This window comes from Drouetiella sp. (assembly GCF_059504425.1).
Genome location: NZ_JCACIN010000073.1, coordinates 143,287 through 169,303 on the forward strand (window position 1 = coordinate 143,287; position 26,017 = coordinate 169,303).

A 26,017-nucleotide genomic window follows, 5' to 3' on the forward strand; every position below is an offset into this window, starting at 1 on the left:
GTTCAGAGATTGTCGCAGAGTTAGGGAATGTTCCCGCAATCCTCATCCAAAGTTTGTTTGTTCGCTAACTTCGCTAGATCCCTCGCGTGGCTTTCACATTGAGTGGACTGAGCTTCAACGCCCATAGCTTTGCTCTAGAAACCAGAGTTCTCAACGTCAAGATATACGAGAGAAGTCCTGATGTCTCTTCTGCGTTTAGCCATTCTCCCTGGAAGCCCAATAATCCCGACAAAGTGCCTGCCCCTCTGTAGAGATTCAGCAAAGCTTGACTCAATTTATACTTTCCCTTGAAGGCAGATGGAATAAGAGCTAGAGCGCCAGCTACAATCAGCCCACAGCCTTTGATAAAGCGCAGGGTTTGAAGATAAAGAGAAGGATAAAGTTCTTTCTCGAAAAGACTGTAGGAACTCCAGCCCCAGTAGCCTCTCTGGAGTAACCACTTTAGATTCGTGCGCGATTGAGGTATCCATTCATAGACGATCGCTTCATCCGACCAAACAATATGATATCCGTCCTTGCGTAATCGCATAAATAAATAGGTATCCTCTGCTCCCTTAATAGCCAAACGCTCGTCAAATACCTGTTCTAACCCTTTCAAAATGCTGCTTCGGATTAGCACATTGTTGGTGAAAGCAACATTTATTGGCTGCCCTGTAGGATAGCGATGAGGCTCAAAGAATTTTCCTTGTTCAATCCATTGAGGAACATTATCTCCTTCAAAATGGGCAAGAACGGGTCCTGAAACAACATCTGCATTGTATTGCTGCTGTGTTAGCAAAAGTTCTTCAAGCCATTCAGCAACGGGTACCTCATCATCATCAATGATGACGATGAAATCTGAGTCTTCTGAAGTGTTAGCAATAGTTCGATTCCGAGTATAAGAGACACCTTGTTGCAGCTCGTGATCATATTTCAATGACCATTTAAAGCTATGTTTTCTGTTTTCGCAAAACTCATTTGCCGATCGAGATGCATCATTATCAACGACGATTACTTCAATTGCAGGTGGGCTAATCTGCGTAAATGTTAGGCGATCGAGTCCATCTAGCAAACGTCTTAAACCTTCAGGACGTTGGTATGTAGAAATACAAATAGAGATTTGTAAATCCCTAGCTTCATGACTCACTGCTTCATTATCCATTTCATGAGTAGACATCATGCATTAGCCTCTAAAAAATTGTGTTGCTGCCTTAAGCTGGATTAATCAAAAACATCATGTTTTTGAAAAACATAATTGTTCTGTCATTGAAAGACGTATAAAATTCGGCATGAAAAATTGAGCGCAAGCCATCGACATACAGCGATCGCTATATGTGCGAGAACAAGCGTCTTTCATAAAGTAGGGGTCTTTAGAAAGCAGAGGCTTATTGCATCAACTTTGTCAACTTAATTTTTCAGCAAAAATACTGAGTTTAGGCTTAGCTAAATTCACAAGACCACATCTCAGCTTTAGGGAGAATAAATGCTAAGAGGGTTGGAGGCGGTTAGAAATGATGCGTAGAGCGAATGAAGGGGGGGAACCTTACAAAGCTGACGAAACAAAGCTGACGAATACTTGTACGAGAAAACATCACTGACGATAGTCCGCAAGTTGATCTTTCCTACGTATAAATACTCCTTTAGTATACATAGAAGTGTAAAATAGTACAATAATTTCTGGTGACAGTATTTAGGTAAGGACTACCCGATTTCTGAGGTGCGCCTTCTGCCAAGGCACAAGTACGGGTTCGCCGCTCCCTATCGATCGCCCGATGCCATATTGCGGAAGCGGGTAAACTGCGGCTCAAACAGCAGCTTGACCGTACCCACCGGGCCATTGCGATGTTTGTTGATAATGACTTCCGTGATGCCGCGATCGGGCGTATCAGCGTTGTAATACTCTTCGCGATAGAGCATCATGATCAGATCCGCATCCTGCTCGATGGAACCCGACTCTCTCAAATCGGACATCATCGGGCGCTTGTTGGTGCGAGACTCCACGCCACGACTGAGCTGAGATAGGGCAATGATGGGCACGTTCAGCTCACGGGCTAATCCTTTGAGCGATCGCGTCACTTTCGACAATTCCTGCACTCGGTTGTCGCTGCCGCTGCCCTCCATGAGCTGCAAATAGTCAATTAAAATTAGCCCCAATGCGCCGCCTTGCTCAGCTTGGAGCCGTCGCGCTTTCGATCGCATCTCGGCAACCGCAATGTTGGGCGTATCGTCAATAAAAATTGGCACCTGCGACAAAACGCTGATGGCGTTGCCCAAAGGCTCCCACTCCGCCTGACTAATTCGTCCCGATCGCAACCGACCGCTCTCGATTTGCGCCTCGCTAGACAGTAAGCGATAGACCAACTGCTCTTTGGACATTTCCAGGCTAAAAACGGCGATCGGCAGTTTGTGAAAAGCGGCGATGTTGCGAGCAATGTTCAAAACGAAGCTAGTGTTGTGAACGCAAATATCGTTTGCAACAAAGTTGTGGGTTCCAGGAATAGTTAAGTCATAGACCTGCTTATAGCCCACTAACTCAATTGAAACAATTTCATCCCAATAGATCTCGCTAGCTGCCAGTGCAGTCAACTCAGAATGCTCTAATGCCATGGCTAGAGTCTGGAGGCGATCGCGAGTAGGTGCCCGTTTCCCCACATGGATATTGCTATGCCCCGCAATGCCTGCTCGAAGCGCCAGAGATTTCCAACTTTCAGTACCTTTAGCAGCTGTAATCTGCTGCCATACTTCGATAGGAATCAGATCGCGATTAGTCTGATAACGCTTGCTCTGTAGTGCGACCTGCACTTTAGAAACAGCAGATTCTTTCCCAAAGATGCCAATTTCGGCAATGAAGGTTTGAATAGAAATGGCATCTGTAATATCAAGCTGCCAAGCTGAGCGACGACCCTCTTTATACTTCACCGATCGATGTTTTAAGGCAGCAATAACACCAAATCTTAAGAGTAAATGCTGCACCTGCCGCGCCAGTTTCTCGCTAACCGTTGCGAACCCTAGTTGAGCCTGACCGCTTGCCAAGACAGAAGCCCAGCCATCCGTTGAGAACAGCCGATTTAGGAAGAGCGAAAGCTGCGATCGCTCCAGCCTGAAAATCTGTGGTGGGACAGTTTTAGCATGAGCGTCCTTACCCCATAAATCTAGCGTTCTCAGCCATTGAGTTAGGCAATTTTCGGCAACCAGAGAGGAATGTCCCTGTGGCGCAAGTTCAACGGCATCTACTCCTAAGATTTGACAGAGAGATTGAAACAGAACCAGATTCGGTGAACATAGCCCCTGCTTCCATTGGCACAAGAGAGGAGGGGAAACACCAATCGACTCTGCTACTTTTCTGGTAGACAAGCCTTGGCGCTGGATAAGCTGGGTTAGGCGATCGCCAAAGTCTTGGCGATGGATGGCTGAGACTTCCCGATTTGCTGAAACATAGTAGCTTGTAGCGCGTTTACCACCATAGGTTTCAATTCGCAGCTTGAGATCGCCAAACTGATCGATCGCTTCAATAAAATCTTCCTGAATTCTAGGATGAGTATTGGTAAAGCTTGGGCAAGTGTGCGTTAGGCAACCATCACCAATCAAGTAGGCAAGCAGCTTCACTTCGCAGAGGCGCAACGTATCTGCCCCAAAAATCGGCAACTGGCGGGGAACAGCAATTTTGTCGGTTGGCTGCAACTCTGACAGCTTGCGCCAGCCTTGAACTGTGAGATAGGGATGCGTTAGAGTTGTCTCAATCGATCGCCCTAGCCGGGTCGCAACTCGGAAGACAGGTTTAATACCGTCATCCACGAAGGCAGAGGGCTGAGTGAACTGAAATTTCCAATTGTCTGCTAATGTCAGCAAGTTCGCCTGACGGCGATAATAAATTTCTTGAATCGTGGCGATCGAGCCATCCTGCAATAGAATTTCCGAATCATAGGCTAGACATTTGCCCATTGACGGTCGCCCAGCCGCAATGATCAAATCCGATCGCTGGAAACCCTGAGTCATAGCGTCTAGATCATAGAAACCGCAGGAAATTCCGGGCAGTACCAGACCCAGCGATCGACTCTCAATGTCTGAAAAAGTCGAGGTAAGAATATCTGATGTGGCGATTAAGCTCTGATTTGGGCGGGATTGAGTGATGCCAAAAATCTTCTGCTCAGACTGATCCAGGACTTTCTCAATCGGCGTTTCCGCCTGGTAGCCCATCTGGGTAATTTCTGTGCCCACCTGAATCAGCTTGCGCCGCAGATATTTGTCGTTAACCAACTGGGCGTATTGGTCAATGTTGACAGCGCTAATGGTGCGATCGACCAACTGCGCCAACTGGCTTTGTCCGCCCACTTTTTCGAGCAAACCGCGATCGCTCAGCCAGCTTGTGACCGACATTAGATCAGTAGGTCTGCCCTGCGCCTGAAGCCCAACCGCCGCCCGAAAAATTTCCTGATGGGCGCTGATGTAAAACACCTCCGGACGCAACAGCTCCATGACTCGCCCGATCGCCTCAGGATCAAGCAAAATACCGCCCAAAATTGCCTCCTCAGCATCAATGTTTTGGGGAGGAATGCGATCGCTGTAAGCCTGAAAGTTAAGTTCTTGAACCATTGGATGGCGCTGTGTAGGGCGATGCTGAGGGCTGCTTAACTCAAGGCTAGTCGCTTCTGAATTAGGGATTAAATCAGCGTGAACAATAGCCTGAGTGCTGAGTATTTTAGCTTGCTTTTTCACGGATGCAAGAGGAAACGAAGGACAATCTACAGGTTCTATCCTCGCGTTTCAAAAAACAGTGGTTTTAGAACCTGACCTTATTATCGTACAAATGTACTACTTTGCCCAGCACCTTTTTGCCCAGCACCTTTTTGCCCAGTGCTTTTTTGCCCAGTGCTTTTTTGCCCAACGCCCTACGGATACCAGATTGCCTCAATTTTTTGGGCGATCGCTTCTGCCTTCTCTCCATCCACCTCTAGCAATACCGTGATATGCCCTAGCTTTCGTCCCGGACGCGAGGTTTTACCATACCAATAGAGATGCGATCGCTCTATCTCGACCAGCTTTTGCCGCTGCTCCAGGTAGTCACTTTCTGCAGATTCATAGCCCAATAAATTCACCATGACTGCTCCAGCGCAGGTCAATGCCGGACTCCCTAACGGCAAACCGCTGACAGCGCGTAGCTGTTGCTCAAACTGTGAGGTTTCGCAGGCATCCAGGCTGTAATGCCCTGAGTTGTGGGTACGAGGAGCCGTTTCGTTAACCAGCACGTCGCCTTCGCGGGTGAGAAAAAACTCAATGCCCATGATGCCCACATAATCTAAGTGAGTCAGCAACGCTGTAGCGATCGCCCCTACTTCTGCCGTCTTGCCAAAATCTTGCGTAACAAACACCCGCTGACAGACCTGATTAACCTGCTGTGTTTCCACAACAGGATAGATTGCCATCTCACCCTGGGGCGATCGTGCTGCCATCACCGCCAGCTCCCGTTCAAACGGCACGAATTGCTCCAATAGCCACATTCCTGGCTCAAAAGTCTGGGATGCTAGAACCGCCTCTAGCGCCGCCAAATCCTTAAGGACGATCGTTCCCCGTCCGTCGTACCCCAGGCGGCGGGCTTTGAGGACAACTGGAAAACCAAACTGGCTCAGGGTCGCAGTATCTATGGTATCCAGTGCGGTAGTATCCAGTGCGGCAAAGCGGGGAGTTGGCAGCCCTAGCTCTTGCAGGCAGCAGCGCTGATGAAATTTGTCTAGCAGGGGAGTGAGCGATCGCAACGTAGGATAAAACCTGGGCATAGGCTGAATCTGCTCTAGTGCCGCCAGATTGACAAACTCATTCTCAAACGTGATCACATCGCAAGCTAGCTTTGCGGTTGCCTCTGCATCATCAACGGCAGCAAAGAGAGTTTGAGTGGCGATCGTCACTGCCGGATCGTCTGGAGAGGGAGTTTGAATGACGAGATCTAGCCCCAGCTTTTGGGCTGCTTTTGCCATCATCCACGCCAACTGTCCGCCACCAATGACTCCCACCCGTTTGACTGATCTTTCCATCGTATTAATTATCGACACCCCAAGGATTCTCGTGTCTCCACTCCCGTTTTAGAATTGACGCCGCTTGCCACGTTACAGAGCTGCTTGACCTGCGCTCTATCTAAAATGGCATCGCTGAAATCAGCTCCGGTAATGTCTACATCTTCAAAGGTAGACCTAAGCAAAATTGCTTCAGCGAAGACCGCATCGCTGAGATCAGACCCGGTAAACTTCACTTGATCTACCATGGCGTTTGTGAAATCTGCGCCCCGGAAGTTTGCCTTTGTCATCACCGAAGCGCTAAATACAGTGCCCCGCACATCTGCATGGGAAAAATTGGTCAGTTCTAAATTGGCGTTAGAAAACTCGGAACCCTGCAACTCCTGCCCAGAAAAGTTTTGTCCTCGCAAGTCGGCATTGCTATAAGACATCGGCACTGTCCAATCTGCCCAAGCGATCGGCGTACTCCAGAAAAGGACGATCGCCATCCCTAACGCTATTGCCTGTCCCAGCGATCGCTGCCCCATAAGAACTTAGCCTGAATTCAGGTCAAACGAAAGGTCTTTCCTTATCTTGACGCATTCTGAGCCTAATCCTTAGCTGCTGAGTGTAGGATGTCAATTGCTGGAGGCGGAGCGATCGTACCTCTGAACTAGAAAGGCGATCGGACTGATAGCTTGGGCAGCCTTGCGTTTCGGTATAACCTAGGCTTGATAAAATTTCTGTGCTGCATCTGCCCCATAACCAGTTTAAATTGGTATTACAAGCTGACTACCTGACACAAATGCCTCAAATCTTTGCCCTGCAAGCACTCTGCTATCTACGGCTAAAAGCTTATTTGCGGGTGGCTTGATCGCTGCAAGCCTTAATAAACCTAATTAACTAAATTCATATCTAGTGACGTTAAAGTCTTCGTCATCAGTTGGTGGTTGAAAATATGCCGTGATATGGTCGAACTCCTCCTCAGACATAATCATTGAACCTTCAGGCTGTTCAGCGTTTCGTTTATGCAATTGCGCTTTGCATAGTGAGTCAGAAGCAACAATGTGATGAAGCACATGGTTCACTCTAGCTGCTTCAAATATTGAACGGAACCATTGTCGCTGAGAAGGAACGTTGCCTGGAAAATCTAGAACAACAGATATCCCTTGTGCAAGGATATCTTGCACGTGCTGTGAGACTACAGGTTTTAAGCGTGACGAGTATTTCAGGTAATCATCGAAGGTACTAATCTCTATTGGGTACAACTTTGACAACCAGATATCTTCACTGATAAGAATAGCACTATGGTCTGATGCCAATTTTTTCGACAACGTTGTCTTGCCTGATGCCATCTTTCCGCAAAAAAAGTGCAGAACGGGATCTGTTTTCATGATCCATCATCCTTATGTTGTCAAATTTACTTAGTAAGCTTAACGTTCTAGATGAGCGGCTGTGAGTTACGTTTCGCTATTATACGACAATCTTAAAAGTACGCTTCATCTGGGCTGTTGAGCTATTGAACTGCTCGTACTTCAGTATGAGCTTAAAATTTAAGGCATTTACATCAAGGAGATTTGTTTAATTGTCTCCACTTGATTCTCCTTAGACCAAATCACATCCAGCTTCTCCACTCTCCCCCTAATTTCAAAAGGGTTTGCATTTAATTCATCAACCACACACTTACATATTTGCGCTTTACGAGAACTTGCAATTCCGATGTGAGGAACAAACGGAATGTCAAGGCGCAATTCGTGGGTTAAGAGGCCAGTGTACAGGCGATCGTGTAACTTCACAATTCTGCTGTAACCCTCGTCAGGAACTAGAAAGACATGGGTGAAATCACTGAAGGCATCGTCACCCAGTACTGCACACCGAAGCACAAAGTCAAAAGCCTCAATTTCTTTGGCTACCTGCGTAATATGATGAATGAACGCTTTTTCTTCGAGATTGAAGACGGGAAACACAATTGTGAAATGAGGGTCAATGACCTCCCAATACAGTTGATCGTGCTGCTTTCGTAGACATTGGATCCAATCAAAATTTTCAGCAGAAATCGTTGGATAGTTTACAACAAGTAAGCTCTTCATCATTTTTCAAATACGTTACCTTGAGATTCAGGTTACTCCTTCACCGCCGTTCAAGCAGCCCAACGGTTCTCTGGAACAGCAGATGACCTTGAAATCCATACCAAAATCTTTCGGCAGTCCACTCCAAACGAATTTTTAGCAGTCATTGAAGGTCTCAGAGAATTGCGCGGTATTCGTTGCGCTTCGCCTTCTGGAGATAGAGATCTTATTGTGGAACTTACTCCTCAAAGCGACTCGTGGCGTCTCGATCGCGATCGTATCGTCTCGTGAGCGGAAACGACGGTAACCAAGACTCACGGCGGACGATCCAGTTTTCGTAGGTTGGCATCAATTGATCAGGGGCATCCAGGGAGCCTAGGTTCACTTCGATTTCGTCTGCGGTGCGTGCAAAAATGGATGAGCCGCAGCGGGGACAGAAAAACCGCCCGCCGTAGTCGCGTGTTTCGCCATCGATCGTTACGGCCTTTTGAGGGAACACTGCGGAAGCGTGAAAAAGCGCCCCATGATGCTTGCGGCAGTCGAGGCAGTGACAAAGTCCGACCCGATATGGAAGTCCTGTTGCCACAAGTCGAACATTGCCGCACAGGCAACCGCCGATGAATCGATCCATGCTGCGTCTCCTCTAAAATGGAACGGTCGGAAGGGTTACCCCGAACAACACTAATATGTTTCTCACGGTGTATTCGTGGATGCCGCTACTGATGCCGGGAGAAAGAAGGCTGCCAAGCCTAGGATGGCACGTACAATGACTGCTAACGGTTCTGGTCAGCGGTTGCCGAGAACTGTGCAATAAGACAAGCGGCTTTGATCAGTACGCTGCACCAGGATCGTTAGATGTCACAGTTTTTTCGCAGTTTCTGGGCAACATTTGTAACCTGTATCTGCTTGGAATATTTCTCGATCAACCTTTCTGATACATATTTATCTCCCCAATATCCACAGCATTTGAAAGTGTTAAAATCCATTCAATTGAAGAAATTATATCTGTAAGCAAAATTGGAACTTGTGCTGTAAATCTACCCTGTTCAATATCTGCCATTACTTCTTCTGTAGCGATATTACCTGGGTTAATGACCGTAATACCAATCTTGTAATCGCGGAGAGCTAGTTTCAATGCCTGGGCTGCTCCCCTTAACCCAAATTTAGATGCTGTATTGGCTACCTCGATCGTTGGAGAGTTATCTAATCCTGATAATGCGCCGATAAATATGGCTCTTGGGTTGTTAGATTTAGCAAGATTTTTAGCAAGCTGCTTGGTCAATTCAATCGGTGCAATAGTATTTACAGCTATCACAAAGCGAGTTTCTTGATCAGGGCTTGTCATAAAGTCATATTGCTCGGTAAATGCGCCGTTCTCCCAAACTCCCCCCATAAACAAGAAAGCATCGACAGTTGATTCACCAATGCTACTGACAATTGATTTGAGTCCTTCTGGAGTGGAAATATCTGCTTGAATCCACTTTCCTGCGATAGGCTGACCTCTAGAAATTGAGAATACAGAATCACCTTTTTGGGCAAAGTGCTGCGCTACAGCCGAACCAATACCACGACTAGCTCCTACCACAACAATTTTTCTTTTTTCAGATTCCATATCCAACTCTTGAAATATGCGCCTTCTAAAATCTAACGCCCCCGTTCACCCGCCGCTAGTAACCTCTCAGACTCAACCAATGGTCTCTATACGGTCGGTGTGCAACGGGATTGTTAGACCTCTTTTAATCAACATTATTCAAATGTCATCAATTTATCCTTATCTGCAACCCAAATACTAGATACACCTTTATCAATTGCTTCATTGATGGATTCCTGGTTTAGGTCTTCAAAAATCTCAATTCTTTCTGGAATATCATTCCTCTGTGCCTTCTCATTTTTAATAACCCCTAAAGGCATATAAATCTCAGTGAAGTACGGAGCTAGAAAGCCCAACAGAAAATGTCTTTGAAGTTCGTACATATCATGATCAAACCCTCCATTCTCATTTCTATGACTATCTATGTCAAGGAATAAAAATCTTTTCTGATTGGGAGTATTATCCTGAGCACTTTTGAGCAACCTGTGGATATGCCCAGCGCTATCCTCAAAACCTTCCTCTTCAAACACTGCATGATAGAGCACAATTCCTTGTGACCGAAGTACTCCTTCCCAGTTTTTATCTGTTGAAACTTCGCAGAATTTTTCTATGTCGAGTGTTTCTGTAAGGTTTTTGCGCCTCTTCTCGATCAAATCCCACCAATAATCCCTCATCTGCCGAATCGTCTTTCTCTTCTCTGGATTACCTCCGTAAAGATCATGACAGGAAGAACATAAAGGAGCAGCATTATCCAGTTTGTCCGCTCCACCCTCTGCTTGAGGAGTGATGTGGTGGATCTCCACAAAGGGCTTATGGCAGAGACAGCATCTAAATGCCGACTTATGTTTTGCGAGCAGTTTTGTCTTTTCACTAAAAGCCATAAAACTACGGTTTGAAAAACAATTTCACTATCTAGAGGTCTAACTATTATTAGGCTGAAAGTTTCCGCATAACATCCCAGAGGAGGAAGATGTACCGAAAGTTTCTGTATAACATCCCAATTTGGGTAGATAGGCAGAATCTTTGCGTATAGTATGCCGATTTAGCGAGATAGGCAAAATCCTTCTAACTATTTTCAAGATATCTTCCTAGATGGGACTGATGAGACTGGGCGCTATCTCGACCTAATCTGCCCGATCGCGCCCCTTCTCCAACATCAAAGAATCCTGACAAAAGCCGTAAAAAATCTCTCAGCACTCTGACATTGATCGCGCTTTTACCTTGTGCTTTCCCGAACGGGTGCAACTTGCCAACAGACAGGCTTAAGGTTTAAGCGCAGAGTGACGGTGTGAATGCGGGCTTGGACAAGCGCATTGCTATGCAGCAACCTGTTCTAGCTTCAGCCATTTCTGCAACAGGAATCTCCGTAGCCATTGTTCAATCTTGGCGGCATGACGATCGTTTCCTGCCACGTGAGCTTCATAGGGCTGTGCGCCCGGTAAACTAAGCTGCTCCGGTACTTTAGCAATCCACCGATCGATCATGGCGCGGGTAATTTCTGGATGAAACTGCGTGCCGTAGGCTGCCCCATACTGAAACGCCTGATGGGGAAAAGTTTTGCCTGTAGCTAATAGCGTTGCGCCAGAGGGCAGCTCAAAGCCTTCTTTGTGCCATTGATAAACCTCGGTCAGTTCTGATAGCGGGTTGTGAGCAATGGATATGGGCTGAATCGGCACATATCCAATTTCTCGCAGATCGTGAGGATGGGGAGCGACCTTTGCCCCTAGCACTCGCGCCAAAAGCTGCGCCCCCAGACAAATTCCCAGGTAGGGCTTGCCAGAGTCAAGGGCGATCGGAATCCACTCTAATTCAGCCCGAATAAACGGTAAATCATCGTCATTGGCGCTCATCGGGCCGCCGAACACCACGACCCCGGCATGATCCTCCATTGTCTTAGGCAAGTCTGCCCCGATCGCCGGGCACCGAATGTCTAGCGCGTAGCCGTTTTCCTGCAATACCTGCCCCACCAAACCTGGCTCTGAAGACTCTTGATGAACAATCACTAAAACTTTTTTCACAATCGCAACTGCTGCTTTATGTTTCTACATCTATTGCTTCTGCTAAAAGCCTAGCCTTTTCAAATAAAAAAAACTGTTCAAAAATAAGGAACTGTCGATTTGGGGCAGGTCAAAAGAGCAGATTTCTGGCTGAGGCGATCGCTATCAGCAATCCTAATGGCACCCCTCAGAAGTTCTAGGGAGATGAAATGAAGCGATCGCACGTTCTGCAAGACCATCTGGCGATAGGATTTAAGAATTAAACGAATCTTAATCAGCTCCTATCCGCTACGCTGCGTTAATTGCTCTGTACTACTTGTCAAGAGGTCTTTGAATTCATGGCTGCTGTTACTCAGATCCCCGCTTTTTGTGAAGGAATTCAGTATTTTGGCGAGGCTCCGCCAGGGTTCGAGACCTATGGCAAGACTCCAGCTATCGCTGAAGGCAGTAAGGCGATCGCCGATCCCACCGATCCCGCTGCCGTTTACCAAACGCTGCTCTACGCCGATGCCCTGCGCTACCTGACGCTGCAAGTCACCGCCAGTAAAGCATCAGGACATCCGGGAGGCTTCGCCAGCCAAACCGAAGCCTATGCTGCTCTCGTGATGCTGGGTCACAAAAACATTCTCACTGAAGTGGGGCACCATGCGCCCGGATTTTACAGCGCCATGTTTCTCGATCGATCGCTAGAGGCAATGGGCATTAGCACCGTGCAGGAATTGCGCGATCGCTTCCGCGAGAAGCACGGCTTGCTAGGGCATCTCTCCGGCTACATTCCAGGAATTCTGGCTCCAGCTGGGCCGCTTGGGCAAGGACAGCACTTCGCGATGGCGGCAGCTCTGCTGCACAAAGGGACGCTCTTTCCTTTCACCATGGGCGATGGCGGCATGGGCGAACCCTATCCCATGAGCAGCATGGCGCATTTTCACACGGCTTTTCCGAGCGTCACAAACTTCCTGCCCGTGCTGGTGTGGAACGGCTACTCGCAGGAGCATCACAGCATGGTTTCCCTGCACACCAACGCCAGCATGACCGCCTACTGGCAGGGCAATGGCTTTGAGGAAGTGGTGCTGATTGATGCCAAAGACTACGACGATCAAAACCAAGCTGGAGCCTACGTAGACAGCACCGCCTTCTCCCCCGAACAGCGGCTTGCCTTCACCCAAGCCGTTCTCGCTGGGGTGGACAAAGCGGCAAAATCGGCGCTGGGCGGTAAGCTGACAGTCTTCATCATCAAGCAGCTGAAGGGAGCCGGAGTCCATGCCCGCGGGGCAAAGTCTCATAACCTCTATGGACACCACACCCTCGACAATGCTGAAATCGTGGCGGGGCTAAAATCGCGATCGCTGCCAATCGCCGCCTGGGAGCTAGTGCGTGCCAACTGTGAGCGATCGACAGGCGGTTCGGCAAGTCAGGTTTCGGTGACAGAAGCGGTATTGCCTTTGACCGATTTGGGGGAGCTGCCGCTAGAGGAGTATGCGATCGCCGAAGCCAAAGTTTCGACAACGGCAATGGGTCAGCTGGTGGCGTATGTGGGGCAAAAAGACGCGCAGTATCTCGTCACCAATGCCGACGGCAACGAGGCATCCGGTATTGCCAATATCAACCAGGGCTTGAAAATTATTCACCCTACCGAAGATCCGCTCTATAACCAAAGTCCCAAAGGACAGGTCTACGAGCCGCTCAGCGAAGATGCTTGTGCCGGACTTGCCGTGGGGCTGGCGCTGATGGGTTCTCGCAGCCTTTGGTGTTCCTATGAATCCTTTGCTATCAACGGTTTACCCATCTGGCAAACCGTAACGCAAGCCATGGCAGAACTGCGCCGCCCCACCCCTTCTACCCTGACTTTGTTTACCGCTGGCGCACTAGAACAAGGACGCAACGGCTGGACGCACCAACGCCCCGAAATCGAAGCTTACTTTGCGGCAATGATGCGTAACGGCAATGTCTTTCCCCTGTTTCCGCCCGATGCCAACAGCATTCAGGCTTGCTACGAGTGGGGCTTGTCTACCGTCAACAAAGGCGTGGTGATAACTGCTAGCAAGTCGCCTTTGCCGATTCGCACGACGTTAGCTCAAACCCGTCAGGCGCTCCAGGATGGGGCAATTATTCTGCATGACTCTTCGGGTAGCCAGACGATCGTCTTTGCAGTCGTAGGCGACATGATCCTCATGCCCGTATTTGAAGCGGCTAAGGCTCTAGAAGCCCAAGGCTACGGCGTACGCATTGTCTCTGTTGTCAGTCCACGCCGACTCTATCGCCCCAGCGACGTAGCGTGGGATACCTGCTCCGAACCCGATGGCGGCTTCCTAGACGATGCTGGATTTGAGGCAATGTTTGGCGGCGATGCCCTGATTGGCGTTATTGGTGGAGCCAGCGGCATGCTGGAACCGATTATGCTGCGAAGCGCAATCAAGCGAGATACGATCGCCTGGAAGCGAGGCGAAACAACCTCTAGCGCCGGGGAGCTAATGGCGTTTAACGGCATTACAGCAGATACATTAGTTGAACGGGCGATCGGGCTGGTGGCATAGGAGGCGGTACCTCTACGTCCGTTTGCTCCTTCAATGCGGCAAACGGACATTTGCATCTGTCGCACCTGTAGATGAATGGAGCTAGAGAGGCGATCGCAAAAGAAATGATTTGAATTGAAATCGGCATCATTTGCGATCGCTGCCCAAACACCGACCGATCGCTATCTCAAGTTGATTATCCTTGAGACACAACCCAATAATGCTCGAACCAGATCAAAAAGCCTCAGCTCAAAATCAGGTAAGCCGTTCCTAGCATTGGGTTTTGCTCAGGCGTAATCAGATTTTGCTTAAACAAAATTTATGAATGAGAAATCAAAATTAACTTTGAGGTCAGCATTTCACAATTAATAGATGCCTGTACGTATTTTTGACTGGCTAAATATTGCACAGAGCTATCCTATAGCCGCTAGTCGAAAGATGTATCTGGCTGCTTACCAATCTTCTGACAAAACTCTAAATAAACATCGATCGATAGATAAAACTCTTGCTTAGCAAGTTCTAGGGTTTTTGCTTCAAAAACGACAATATCTTTGACTTCTGTGACGTAACCTCGAAAGAGATGAGTCGTCTTATCCTGAGTTATTTCGGCAATGTATCCTCTATATTCAGCCATGTTTCTAGTCAGCATAATTTCTTAAAATATCGCCAATGCTTTTAGAGCTAGGAGAGAGGAGATAGATTCATCGTCGAACGCTGAATGCTTTACTCGCTTTGCTCTAGAGTGCTATCAATCTTCGCCTATTTTTTGCCTATCTCTAGCTCTTGTGCAGTTACGGCAGACTGTCGCAAGGAGTAGATTGGATGTTCTAGTTTAATTTACTCCTTTACTTAAAGCATACAATCTACAAACTGAAGCATTTCTAAGTTAAGTTTCCAACACAATCTATGTCTTTGGAAATTCCCTATTCAACCTTGCTAATCCATCGAAATCGTTCACTAACCTAGTCAGATTTGGCAAATCTAATTTGTCAAGATGTGCCATTTCTAAAAGCGACTTTGCAGTTCGTAGAGAGCAGCGCAGCTTTTCACCGATCAACCCTAATCCGTCTATTCTAGACAGCCCCATTCGTATAAGACACAAACTTGTTAATAAAATTAGTCAAGCCAAAGCTAGCCAAAGGTATAAATACATAGGCTTGACTCTATCTCTAGCCTTCACTAAGTCAAAATCCTTAAATAGATCCAGCAATTAGATGAGAATGGAGAGATAGAAGTGCCAGATCTTTTTTTGGCTGATTCTGCTAATTCCAAGTTGAGCAGTCTTACGGCAGGGATGAAGCATAGAAAGGAAAAAGGAGGAGCGGCTAGCAACCACCCCTCCGCAGCATTCATTCACCTGTGAAATAAATCTATCAACCGAGTTTGTCAATCTTGTTAGGGTGAGATGAAGTTGAGATGACAAAGCTGGAAAAGCATAGGCGGGAGCAAATCAACACTAGACAGCAAGAATTGACAGCCTGAACAAAGCGGTTAGAGGGAGAGTTGACAAAAGTTTCATAGATCTGTGAGAAGCTTGTCACTCCTTCGCCATACAGGACTTCTATTCTAAGAAGAGTCAGCCCGATAAAATTGAGTTAGACAGATCCAAATATTTTCTCGTATTCATCAGGAATCCAGCTTGTCATGACTAACCCCGAACCCTATTCTGCCGTCCGCAAGTTTTCTATCCAGCAATCGGCGGTTTATCTATCGCTTGTTCTCCTGGGTGCCGGGGGAGTCATGATGGGTAGCCGGATAGCTGCTAGCCCCAATGCTACAGTTACCCAGTCACCTACTCAGTCATCTGCTCAGTCACCCGTTCAATCGCCAGCTCTTCGACTCACGCAATCCGCTAGTCCGGCTGATGTCACGCCCAATCCTACGGGTGGAACAAGCCGCTTGCTCAGCGCTAACCCAAACTTTATCGCGGATGCCGTGCAGAAAGTAGGGCCTGCGGTTGTTCGTATTAATTCGAAGCGCACCCTCGCTAGGCGATCGCCCAGCATTTTCCCTGACGATCCGGCATTCAACCGATTTTTTGGCGGTGATTCGCCAACGGAGTCTCCTAGGCGCATTGAGGAAGGCACCGGATCAGGTTTCATCATTGACTCTAAAGGCATTGTGCTAACTAACGCTCATGTGGTTGATGGTGCCGACGAAGTTTCGGTAACGCTGACAGACGGGCGATCGTTTAGCGGCAAAGTGATGGGTGAAGACCCGACAACAGACGTAGCCGTCATCAAAATCGAGGCAACTGATTTACCGATTATTACGGTGGGCAATTCTGACCAGCTGAAGCCTGGAGAATGGGCGATCGCCATTGGCAATCCTCTAGGACTAGATAATACCGTGACGGCAGGTATTATTAGCGCCACGGGTCGCTCTAGCTCTGAGATTGGCGTACCCGATCGCCGAGTTGGCTTTATTCAAACCGATGCCGCCATTAATCCGGGCAACTCTGGGGGGCCGTTGTTGAATGAGCGGGGCGAAGTCATTGGCATCAACACAGCTATTATTGACGGTGCTCAGGGCTTGGGCTTTGCTGTACCCATCAACACGGCAAAGAGGATTGGCGATCAGCTAATCGCCACTGGAAAAGTGGAGCATCCCTATCTGGGAGTGCAAATGGCAACTATTACGCCAGATCTGAAGACAAGCCTAAATAATGATCCCGATAGCCCTGTTAGTGTTCAAGAAGATCAGGGAATTGTGGTGCTGAAGGTGATGGAAGGCTCCCCGGCGGCTCAAGCAGGCATTCGAGCAGGAGACGTAATCCAAAAAATTGGCGGCACGACTGTCACCACAGCCGACACGGTGCAAAGCACGGTAGAAGCCAGCAAAATTGGTGAAGATTTACCGATCGAGCTTCGACGAGATGGACAGACTCTGACGATCGGCGTAAAGCCTGGAGTGCTTCCGGCTCAGCCCGCAGGCTAGAGTATCCAAACTATAGCTTTCGTCAGTTTGCTTATGACATTTTGGGTGGGGCGCGAATCGCCCCACCCAAAATGTCTCCGTCCTAACTACCTTGGCAGTTGCTATATTTTCTAGCCTGGGTCACTTTTCAACAAGCGGCTCTGGCTCAGATCAAGAAGTAGCTCCAGCCCTACCCTTTGTCCTTAGTTTTTTGTCTCTCAAGCTCCACCTCTGATTGCAGTTTCTCAAGCTCTTCAGGCGTTAACTCCTCTAGACGCTTCTGTAGAACTGCATCTTCGTAGTCTTTGAGCTGCTGATTTAGAGTCATGTTTTGCGTGAAGGCTCTCGTCAGATAGGTGATTAGCCAGACGATTAGACCGCCTACCAGTAAGACCTGACTCCAAATCCCAGCAGTAATGTCATCCAGTCCCACCTGCCGGAAAACCAGATAGGCGATGCCGCCGATCGCAAAAATGCCGATGCCAATGCCAATTACATCAATCCGCCGCATACTACGTCATCTGCCGAGGTTGAGGGCGTAGGTTGATGAAGGGGCTAAGCAACAGCAAACCTGGGAAGAAAAGAAACACCAAGAAATACATCAGCACTCGCTCTACAGCGCTACAGGTATACCAGCGCTGCTTTAGGTAAAGCAAAGTCAGGGCTGGCAGAACCAGAAGGTAGGCTCCACCTAGGGCAACATACACACCTAGCGTAATGATTAGAGGTTCCATAGGATATTCCAGCAGAAGAGCGGTACGTATATCTTACCGCCTTAAGCAAGACAGAGAACGCTAGGGAATGGCAGCAAACGCATAATTACACTATACTACAAAATGTAGCATAAGTTGTGGCGGCAACCCTAGCGATAGACGGAGAGGAATAATATGGAACCTTTACATCCTTGCCCATGCTGCGGCTATTTCACCTTTACAGCTGCTCCACCTTACACTTTGCAGTTTTGTGAAATCTGCTTTTGGGAAGATGGGGGAGAGCAATCCTTATCTAGCCTGCGCTATGCACAGCGCAATTTTCTGACCTTGGGTGCCTGCGATCCTGTATTTCGTCATGATGTGCGTCTTCCCGATGTTAGCGATCGTCGGGTCGAGCAGTGGCAACCTTTAGATACGTTGAAACTGCCCGCACAGCCGCTTTGCAATCCATTGCCACAGCATTTAACGGCGTTATTCGAGGTCGTGGAGTCACACTCCACGAAGCAGATGTAATTGATAGCTACGGCTCGGATGAATTGCGTTTCACAGCTCGACTCAAAGACACCGATCGCCGTTAGCAAGAAGTCCCTGAAATCGATATTGAACGCCATTCTTCAAGTCTTAGCTTCCTAGATTGCTTCGGTTTCTGCTACTACATTCTTGCCTACATGACCTGGACGCTCAACCACTATGAAACCAGTGACTCTACGTCTGTTGATGCGACAATTTACCAGCTTAAGATCTACGAAGATCTTAAGAAGCATAAGCTAGAGCGATTCACATCTTTAGATCAGGCTCAGTCTCATGCTGTTTGCCAGTTTCTCTACTTCATCATGAGCTATGGCAAAGATCACGCAGATAGCAAGAGCGCTCAAAGAGCTTTGGAGCAATACTGGAGAAAGTATTGCAGAGGCAATGACGAGAGTGCTGTGGAAATTACCCTTAAACAGTATTGGAAAGGAGTTGAGGATAAAGAATTTGAGAATCAACCTCTTGCAAATTAGGTTAGAGCTGCACATCGACCCAACCTAATCCCAAAACTCTAATATATTTCTTATTGGAGCGAGGTACAGATTACTTTTTGAAAGTTTTGCAGAGCAAAACTTTCAAAAAGTAATCTGGTTCTAATCGAGCACGAAGCACTATAAGACTCAATACAGAAGTGCAGACTATGAATGTAAGAAAAGATGTAGGCAAACGAATTCATGTCGTCGGCACGAGCGGTTCAGGCAAAACGACTTTGGCAAAACAAATTGCAGCACAGCTTCAGATACAGCACATTGAAATGGATGCTCTGCATTGGGATGCCAACTGGACAAACGTTTCTACAGAGGTGTTTCGGCAGCGGTTGGAGCAAGTTTTGGTGGGCGATCGCTGGGTCATAGATGGCAACTACAGCCGTGTCCGTGATCTAGTTTGGAGCCGCGCCGATACGGTAGTTTGGTTGAACTACCCCTTTTGGCTGGTCTTCAGCCGCATTGTCCAACGAACCCTATGGCGAGGCTTGACTCGACAAGAACTTTGGAATGGCAACCGGGAAAGCTTGCGGACTGCCTTCAGCAAAGATTCAATGATTGTTTGGATGCTCAAAACCTATAAAAAGAGACAGCAGCAGTATCCCATTTGGTTTCAGCAGCCAGAAGCGGCGCATTTGACGATCGTAGAATTGCGATCGCCCCAAGCCGCTGAGGCATGGTTGAAAGAACAGAGTTAAGGATGGAAAAGGAGGCGATCGGACGGATATTGTGGAAACGGTATAGGTTCAATCACACCTAGGGGAAACATTCGTATCAAACCTGAAAATAGGCAGAAGGATTTTGCCAATCCATCCCAATTGAGTATTCTACGGAAAGATTCTACAGATCCTCCTCATTTTGGGTGGATATGCAGAATCTTTCTCTCTAAAAAGAAGTTAGACCCTGCTCTCTTTGGGAAAACTTATAAGAAACTCCTCCATATAAAAATTTCCCTATGCCTGGACGATCGATTCGTATTTTTCTTGTAGATGGAACAGCTACAGGTATCATGACAACTGAGATTATGAATTGGACGGGAAAGGTGATTGCATCTCCTAGATCTCAGCTAGTTAGCCTAGCCCAACGTAGTGAAACCAAGCGAACAGGCATATATGTATTGGTCGGTGAAGATCCTAGCAGCCCACTTAAAGATAAAGTGTACATTGGGGAAAGCGATAATGTTTTAAAGCGTTTAACACAACATAATAGCGATCCTGCTAAAGATTTTTGGAGTCGCACAGTCATTGTTATTAGCAAAGATGAGAATTTGACAAAGGCTCATGTACGGTACTTAGAAAGCCGCTTAATTGACATTACTGCACAGGCTGGTCGAGCAATTTTGGAAAATGGTACATCGCCTGAAATACCTAGCTTACCAGAGCCGGACGTTGCAGATATGGAGTATTTTCTTGAGCAACTGTTGATTCTCTTACCAGTACTTAATCTTCCTTTTGCAACTCCTGCCCCAACTATTTCAATAAGCTTGTCAACCCAGACAGACCGGACAGTTCCAACAGTTTCGAAAATTACTTCACCAATTTTTACAGCTAGTAGTTCTGACTACAATGCAACGGCTCAAGAAATAGACGGGCAGTTTGTAATATTGAAAGGTTCAACAATTAAAAAAGAAACTAAAAATTCTCTTAGAGCAACATACACGGAGATGAGAGAGCAATTTATTCAAGATGGAACATTGGTAGAAACAGTAGACGAAATAAGCTTTCAGCTTACAGCAGATGTTTCAGTTTCTAGTCCAACTGGTGCTGCAAGTATAATCACTGGAACATCAGTTAATGGTAGAGAGTTTTGGAGGGTGAAGAATACTAACCAAACTTATAATCAGTGGGATCAAGAACGTATTGCTGATGTTGCGGCTCTGGCAAGTGATGAGTAGTGTGCTGTGTTCGGGTTTTACGTTGTTGTCCCTAGGTCTAACAATTCGGGTGCAGCGGATTGACCGAAACCGCTTGGGTAAGATGTAAAGAACCGAGCGATCGCCGACCAAAACCGTTAAGAGAGCTTCAAAACGTCCCACTTGTGACCTTCAGATCAGGAAGTGAGAATCCTTTGAAGTTCCTTGAAATTGGAGCGTTCACCCTTGCTCTGGAGGCGTTTTTTCCTTCAGCGCTTTATCTTCTATTCTTTTTTCTTTTAGCAGCTTCAAATCTTGCTTCACCTGCTCATAGCCTGTAGTATTGTCCTGCTGAAGGTAAAGTTCCCCTGCCTTGACGAGGATGCTAGCCGCTTCATTGTCGCTGCGAAGGTTTGCGATCGCCCGTCCTCGATTGTGATAGGCTTCAGCAAAATTGGGATGGAGCTGAATAGCTGCGGCGAAGCGATCGGCGGCTTTGCGGTAGTTCCCGGCTTGAAATGCCTCATTGCCCTGCTGCACTTCTTGACTCTGCTGTAAGAAAACTGATGGTGAGAGAGCTACTTCTGAGTCTGCGGCAGAAGGTGGTGTGGGCAAAATCGGCTCTGAAAAGACTACGGCTAGGCTGCCTGACCCAACATAGGCTTGAGACATATTGATGACGGCAAAGGCGGCGATCGCCCCCACAAAGATAATCCAGATGAGAAAGCTTGAGGTATTCATGGAGTTCTGCGATCGCGCTGATTTCTGTCGAGATTAGAGCCGTCCAGATCAGAATCAAAAGGTTTATCTGCTAGCTCCTCCTCTACAGCCTCCCAATCATCTTGGTGCGCAGGGGCGACTTCAGGATCAGGTCTGTAGGGCGGAGTGATTACTCGGTATTCGGCATCATAGACCCCTGGACGCCCCGGCGCTTCCTCTTTACGTGGGTCTTCTCGCGAATCTATATCTTCAAAATCAGGATTATCAGGTTGATTGTAGCCGTAGGAATAGACAGAACCAGACTGGTAGCGGGTTGCCGGATCGCGCTTAACCTCAAAATCTGTGCGGCGAGGAACGCGAGGTTCAGGGTTGGGGCTTTCACGGCGATCGTCTCTGCGGGAGTCCTCATAGCCATCCCAGTTTCGCCAGTCATCGTCAGTGCGATCTCGAATTTCGGGCTGGGGGTTGCGAAAGCTGGAGCTGCTTGAAGAGCCGCTAGAGTCATTAAAGCTGCTGGGTCTAGCCGTCTGTGGCTCCTCCCAATCATCCCATTCGTCCTTGGCTTGCCCTCTGTTTTCCCAGTCATCCTGGAGGCGGGTGCTGGTGCTGGCAGAAGCCCCTCTAGAGGGGCTGCCAGGAGCGCTTCCAGCAGCGCGAGCGAAAGGATTGCGCGGAGCCGAGCTGCTAGAGAACCGATTGGCGGCTGGGCGGTTGGGTGCGCGTCGAGTAGAGCGACCTAGACCGGATAGCCCGGAAATCAGCAGGGTCGTTACGGCTCCAGAGGCGATCGCCCCCCCAATCCACAGCGCTAAAGGAAGCGGCTGAGTGGCAGTTCCCAAAATCACGAGCGGCAGTGCGGGCGACATATTTTGTAGGGCAAACATCACCAGTCCGCCAAGAATGAGCAATACAGGGACAATTCGGATTGCGGACATGGTTTAAGTCTCCGTGCTACAGCGCTTTGCGCTTGAGTCTATTTAGATTTTTTGTTGTGTGCTGCGCTCCGCGCAGCACACAACAAAAAATCTGTGGCTTAGGCAATTGAAAATTGCTGTAAGTCCTGTGCTGAGTCTCTGGGTTAAATCTCTTCATGCAATTCGTCCTTTCCCAAATGTCCTTGCCAACGTTTGAGAGGCACACAGTCAATGTTGAGCTGATCTAGGGCACGCGCCACGACAAAATCAACTAGATCTTCGATCGTCTGAGGATGATGATACCAGGCAGGAATGGCGGGTACAATCCTAGCTCCCGCTTCAGCAAGGGTGGTCAAGTTGCGGAGATGAATTAGGCTGAAAGGCGTTTCGCGAGGCACCAGCACCAGTTTACGCCCTTCTTTAAGCTGCACGTCGGCTGCCCGTTCTAGCAAATCGCCACTTAGCCCAGCGGCTAGCTTGCCCACTGTACTCATACTACAGGGCATAATCACCATGCCGATCGCTCTAAAGGAGCCACTAGCAATATTTGCCCCTACGTCGCCCCAAGGATGGCAGTGCAGTTTGCCGCCCAGATCTACCCCAGCCTGCTGCCGCCAAAACTGCTCCTGCTGGATGCCTTCGACAGGCATCCGAATATTTTCCTCGGCTTGCCAAACCATGTAGGTTGATTTAGAAGCGACTAGCTCGATCGCATAGTCTGCTTCTAGCAAAAACTTCAGGGCACGTACAGCGTAAATTAGACCTGACGCACCCGTGATGCCCAAGATGAGCGGAAGAGAAGGAGTGTTCACAGGTGTCTTTAACGGGCGTTTGTGAGGTTGAATTCGCCCTTCTTCATCATAAGCGTTTAATCATAGGCCTCTGATTCATGCCCGTTGAGTTCCAGAGCTTCATCATCGCCATTGTGATCATTGCGATCCCTATTCAGGTCATCGCGGTCGCCATTGTGATCATCCAGGTGCTCGTCGTTATGGTCATCCGCATCGTCGTCCTCAGAGGCTTCGCTGCCGCCACCCACAGCCACCAAATCAATTTGCTGACGGTAGTAATCGACGCTCTTGACCTGTACCTCTACTCGATCACCCAGCTTATACTGTCTACGATTTTTGCGCCCTACCAGCTTTTGCTGGCGCGATCGATACTCATACCAGTCATCTTTGAGCGAGCTGACATGCACCAACCCTTCAACCAATAGCTCCTCAATTTCGACAAAGAAGCCGTAGGACTGCACGCCCGTAATCAAGCCGTGGAAAACCTTGCCCGTATGCTGCTGCATAAACTCAGCTTTCTTCAGACCTTCCAGATCAGATTCAGCCTCTTGCGCCAGCTTCTCCTGCTCAGTGAGATGCACGACCAGCGTAGTGAAGGTTTCTTCTAGCTCGGCATGAATGTCGGTTGGCAAGACATTCCAGTTGATTTGCCCATGGCAAGAGCTGTTTCGCAGGTCAACCCTGTCTTTAGAGCGCGTGGTGCGGCGATCGCGACCTTGCTCAAACACCGCATGCAGCACTCGATGCAGCAGCAGATCGGGGTAGCGACGCAGCGGCGAGGTGAAATGGGTATAAGCCTGATCGAGCGCTAGACCAAAATGAGTGCCGGGGGTGGTGCTGTAGACAGCAGGCTTGAAGGTAGACAGCAGCAAATAGGTCAGCACCTTTTCGGTTTTGGACTCCGCAAAGTGATTGACCAAACGCTGATAGTCTCGCGGATGCACGACATCTTCCTGCTCCATGTGAGAGTCGATGCCCATATTGCTGACCAGCTTTAGCAACTCCTGCACATCGCTGGGATCAGGCGTGCGATGCACCCGATAGACGGCAGGCACCTGCAACGCCAGCAGATGAGAGGCAACAAGCTGATTTGCCAGCAGCATTAATTCGGTGACGATCGATCGCGCTGGCAGCAGTGAAGACACCACCATTGCCCCCAAAGCGCCCTCGTCATCATACTGAAACTTGGTCGAAAGGAACTTGCTCAGCTCTGGGTTTGCCTCGTCAGGGAAGATTTTTTCAGGCAAATTCAGGTCAAATGCGCCCCGGTTTAAGCGTTGAGTACGAATGGATTGGCTAATCGTATACAGATTGTCCAACATCGTAAACACAGGCTCAAACTCCTGTAGCTCCTCCAGCGACGGCAGCGGATAGGCAGGCGTGACTTCTATGTCAGAAGCCTCGTTTCGCTGCAAGATCGCCTGAGCCTGCTGATAGTCAAGGCGATGATTCACCTGAATCACCGTCGGCTCCAGCTCAAACTTAACGACCTGTCCCTGATCATCCAGCGTGATGAGCACGGAAACCGCCAGCCGATCCTGATCTACTGCCAAGGCACAGCAGCGGTGTACCTGCTCAGGCAGCATGGGAATCGCGACATCGGCTAGGTAAATGGAGTTACTTCGCTTACGGGCTTCTAGGTCAAGCGGCGAGTTGGGTTCAATATAGGACGAGACATCGGCAATGTGAACGCCGAGCTGCCAGTTGCCGTTGTGTAGATCCTTCAAGGTGAGGGCATCATCGATCGCGGGTCCCGTAGGCGTAGGCGGGCCATCAATAGTAATGGTTGGCAACTTGCGCAAGTCCAAGCGGTTCTTCAAATCGCCTTTGCGCAGCTTAGGCGAGAGCAAATCAGCTGCCGCCAGCACTTCCTCTGGAAACTGACGGGGCAAATCATACTTGCAGCAGACAATATCAAATTCAGAGGCTGCTTCGGCATCGCTACCTAAAACTTGCGCCACTCTGCCCATCGGCAAGTGGTTACCCAAGGGATAGCGTAGAATCTCGACATGAACCAGCTGATCAACGGCCTCCTGCAAATCGACGCTTGCCTCCGGCAGCAGCTCGACTTCAAACAGCAAGCGATCGTCTAGGGGAGTCGCTCGATACTGCTCCTCGACCTGCTTCACCCGCGCCAGCACCGATGAATTGGCGCGATCGAGAATCAGCCGCACCTCACCTTCAGGACTGCGCCGCCTTGTGCCCTCTTTGGTAACTCGCACCAAAACGCGATCGCCATTCCAGGCGCTGTGCAGATGGCTTTCCCGAATGTAGACATCCTCCGATCCTTCCACATCCTGAATGGCAAAGCAAAAACCCTTGCTAGAACAGCGCAGCTTACCTTCTACGATGTCTTCTTCGGGCGCACGGCGATATTTTCCTCGCTCCTTCATCAAGACACCCGTACGCTCTAAGGCATCTAGAGCAATTTGTAGCTTACGAAGGCTGACATCATCTTTGCAATTCAGCTTCTTCTCCAGCGCCTTGGGGGCAACCAACTTGTCCTCTGCAAAGTTTGCTAGCAGCGTTGCAATCGAGAATTCCATGTAGCGACTGATCCTTAGTTGATTGTCTTAACTCCTCGCCCTTACCGTTGCTCCTGAGCCAATCGCTAGGGTAATTCATCAGATGAATCACCGTAGGATTCACAGTCCTTGTAGTCTTTCGCAATCTGTACGTCATCTACAGAGAGCCTTATCTACTCTGGCTATGCCGAACAAGGGCAAACTGTGTTCCATACTCAGAGAAGACTCTAGACTTCTACTTCGGTGCGCTCAGCGATCGCTCTAACGAACAATTTGGCTGAAAACATAACCCGCCAACCGAATGTATGCCCGAACAACCGTCTTGCAAAACTCAAGCTTCTCTCCCCAAGAATCGCTGAAGGAAAGAGCGCAGAGGCAGTGCCGTTGAGAGACAGTTGCTCTTTTGCTCTTCACTCTTTTGCTCTTCACTTGGC

At 48.5% G+C, this 26,017-nt stretch carries 22 protein-coding genes and 1 pseudogene; 6 read left to right on the forward strand and 17 right to left on the reverse strand.

What is annotated here, in order from left to right:
- Positions 1–73: 73 nt before the first annotated feature.
- The 10 genes from AC5JMP_RS17380 to AC5JMP_RS17425 form a co-directional block, all read right to left on the reverse strand.
- The gene (locus tag AC5JMP_RS17380) at positions 74–1,159 is read right to left on the reverse strand and encodes a glycosyltransferase family 2 protein (RefSeq protein ID WP_495852741.1); all 1,086 of its coding nucleotides are present in this window, start codon (positions 1,157–1,159) and stop codon (positions 74–76) included.
- A 578-nt stretch (positions 1,160–1,737) separates the two neighbouring features.
- Positions 1,738–4,572, reverse strand: coding sequence for a replicative DNA helicase (gene dnaB / locus AC5JMP_RS17385; protein ID WP_495852792.1), 2,835 nt, complete (start codon positions 4,570–4,572; stop codon positions 1,738–1,740).
- 296 nt (positions 4,573–4,868) lie between these two features.
- A complete protein-coding gene (locus AC5JMP_RS17390; protein WP_495852742.1) occupies positions 4,869–6,008 on the reverse strand; it encodes a 5-(carboxyamino)imidazole ribonucleotide synthase in 1,140 nt (379 codons plus the stop codon).
- Between the two features lie 8 nt (positions 6,009–6,016).
- Complete coding sequence (locus AC5JMP_RS17395; RefSeq protein ID WP_495852793.1) at positions 6,017–6,475, reverse strand: pentapeptide repeat-containing protein; 459 nt, start codon at positions 6,473–6,475, stop codon at positions 6,017–6,019.
- Positions 6,476–6,865: 390 nt separating this feature from the next.
- Positions 6,866–7,360 carry a P-loop nucleotide/nucleoside kinase family protein gene (locus AC5JMP_RS17400; RefSeq protein ID WP_495852743.1) on the reverse strand — a complete coding sequence of 165 codons (495 nt, stop codon included), beginning with the start codon at positions 7,358–7,360 and terminating at the stop codon, positions 6,866–6,868.
- A 168-nt stretch (positions 7,361–7,528) separates the two neighbouring features.
- Positions 7,529–8,059: a 2'-5' RNA ligase family protein gene (locus AC5JMP_RS17405; protein WP_495852744.1), complete on the reverse strand. Its 531-nt coding sequence runs from the start codon at positions 8,057–8,059 to the stop codon at positions 7,529–7,531.
- Between the two features lie 214 nt (positions 8,060–8,273).
- The gene (locus AC5JMP_RS17410; protein ID WP_495852745.1) at positions 8,274–8,666 is read right to left on the reverse strand and encodes a GFA family protein; all 393 of its coding nucleotides are present in this window, start codon (positions 8,664–8,666) and stop codon (positions 8,274–8,276) included.
- 291 nt (positions 8,667–8,957) lie between these two features.
- Entirely contained in the window at positions 8,958–9,647 is a 690-nt protein-coding gene (locus AC5JMP_RS17415) for an SDR family NAD(P)-dependent oxidoreductase (RefSeq protein ID WP_495852746.1), read from the reverse strand.
- Between the two features lie 134 nt (positions 9,648–9,781).
- Complete coding sequence (locus AC5JMP_RS17420) at positions 9,782–10,507, reverse strand: HNH endonuclease (protein ID WP_495852747.1); 726 nt, start codon at positions 10,505–10,507, stop codon at positions 9,782–9,784.
- Between the two features lie 435 nt (positions 10,508–10,942).
- The gene (locus AC5JMP_RS17425) at positions 10,943–11,644 is read right to left on the reverse strand and encodes a glutamine amidotransferase-related protein (protein ID WP_495852748.1); all 702 of its coding nucleotides are present in this window, start codon (positions 11,642–11,644) and stop codon (positions 10,943–10,945) included.
- A gap of 317 nt (positions 11,645–11,961) precedes the next feature.
- Between AC5JMP_RS17425 and AC5JMP_RS17430 the strand changes: the two genes are divergently transcribed.
- Entirely contained in the window at positions 11,962–14,157 is a 2,196-nt protein-coding gene (locus tag AC5JMP_RS17430) for a phosphoketolase family protein (RefSeq protein WP_495852749.1), read from the forward strand.
- Positions 14,158–14,563: 406 nt separating this feature from the next.
- Here AC5JMP_RS17430 and AC5JMP_RS17435 read toward each other — a convergent pair whose 3' ends face one another.
- On the reverse strand, positions 14,564–14,770 hold the full coding sequence (locus AC5JMP_RS17435; RefSeq protein ID WP_495852750.1) for a type II toxin-antitoxin system HicB family antitoxin: 207 nt from the start codon (positions 14,768–14,770) through the stop codon (positions 14,564–14,566).
- Positions 14,771–15,780: 1,010 nt separating this feature from the next.
- On the opposite strand from AC5JMP_RS17435, the gene AC5JMP_RS17440 reads away from it, so the two are divergent.
- Positions 15,781–17,073: an HhoA/HhoB/HtrA family serine endopeptidase gene (locus tag AC5JMP_RS17440; RefSeq protein WP_495852751.1), complete on the forward strand. Its 1,293-nt coding sequence runs from the start codon at positions 15,781–15,783 to the stop codon at positions 17,071–17,073.
- Between the two features lie 169 nt (positions 17,074–17,242).
- Here AC5JMP_RS17440 and AC5JMP_RS17445 read toward each other — a convergent pair whose 3' ends face one another.
- The gene (locus tag AC5JMP_RS17445; RefSeq protein ID WP_495852752.1) at positions 17,243–17,563 is read right to left on the reverse strand and encodes a DUF3007 family protein; all 321 of its coding nucleotides are present in this window, start codon (positions 17,561–17,563) and stop codon (positions 17,243–17,245) included.
- Between the two features lies 1 nt (position 17,564).
- Entirely contained in the window at positions 17,565–17,786 is a 222-nt protein-coding gene (ndhL, locus tag AC5JMP_RS17450) for an NAD(P)H-quinone oxidoreductase subunit L (RefSeq protein WP_495852753.1), read from the reverse strand.
- A gap of 153 nt (positions 17,787–17,939) precedes the next feature.
- Between ndhL and AC5JMP_RS17455 the strand changes: the two genes are divergently transcribed.
- From AC5JMP_RS17455 to AC5JMP_RS17470, 4 genes and pseudogenes are all read left to right on the forward strand, one after another.
- A complete protein-coding gene (locus tag AC5JMP_RS17455; protein ID WP_495852754.1) occupies positions 17,940–18,278 on the forward strand; it encodes a CPCC family cysteine-rich protein in 339 nt (112 codons plus the stop codon).
- Between the two features lie 77 nt (positions 18,279–18,355).
- A pseudogene (locus AC5JMP_RS17460) lies at positions 18,356–18,769 on the forward strand (DUF6714 family protein); the annotation flags it as partial.
- 167 nt (positions 18,770–18,936) lie between these two features.
- Complete coding sequence (locus AC5JMP_RS17465; RefSeq protein ID WP_495852755.1) at positions 18,937–19,479, forward strand: AAA family ATPase; 543 nt, start codon at positions 18,937–18,939, stop codon at positions 19,477–19,479.
- Positions 19,480–19,736: 257 nt separating this feature from the next.
- Positions 19,737–20,675 carry a GIY-YIG nuclease family protein gene (locus AC5JMP_RS17470; RefSeq protein ID WP_495852756.1) on the forward strand — a complete coding sequence of 313 codons (939 nt, stop codon included), beginning with the start codon at positions 19,737–19,739 and terminating at the stop codon, positions 20,673–20,675.
- 198 nt (positions 20,676–20,873) lie between these two features.
- Here the strand turns inward: AC5JMP_RS17470 and AC5JMP_RS17475 are convergent, their stop codons facing one another.
- From AC5JMP_RS17475 to AC5JMP_RS17490, 4 genes are all read right to left on the reverse strand, one after another.
- Positions 20,874–21,374 (reverse strand): tetratricopeptide repeat protein, encoded by a 501-nt coding sequence (locus AC5JMP_RS17475; protein ID WP_495852757.1) that lies wholly within the window; start codon positions 21,372–21,374, stop codon positions 20,874–20,876.
- Entirely contained in the window at positions 21,371–22,288 is a 918-nt protein-coding gene (locus AC5JMP_RS17480; RefSeq protein ID WP_495852758.1) for a LapA family protein, read from the reverse strand. The genes AC5JMP_RS17475 and AC5JMP_RS17480 overlap by 4 nt, the downstream gene beginning before the upstream one ends.
- Before the next feature lie 143 nt (positions 22,289–22,431).
- A complete protein-coding gene (locus AC5JMP_RS17485) occupies positions 22,432–23,079 on the reverse strand; it encodes a flavin prenyltransferase UbiX (protein ID WP_495852759.1) in 648 nt (215 codons plus the stop codon).
- Positions 23,080–23,135: 56 nt separating this feature from the next.
- Positions 23,136–25,604: a ribonuclease R family protein gene (locus AC5JMP_RS17490; RefSeq protein WP_495852760.1), complete on the reverse strand. Its 2,469-nt coding sequence runs from the start codon at positions 25,602–25,604 to the stop codon at positions 23,136–23,138.
- Positions 25,605–26,017: the final 413 nt, after the last annotated feature.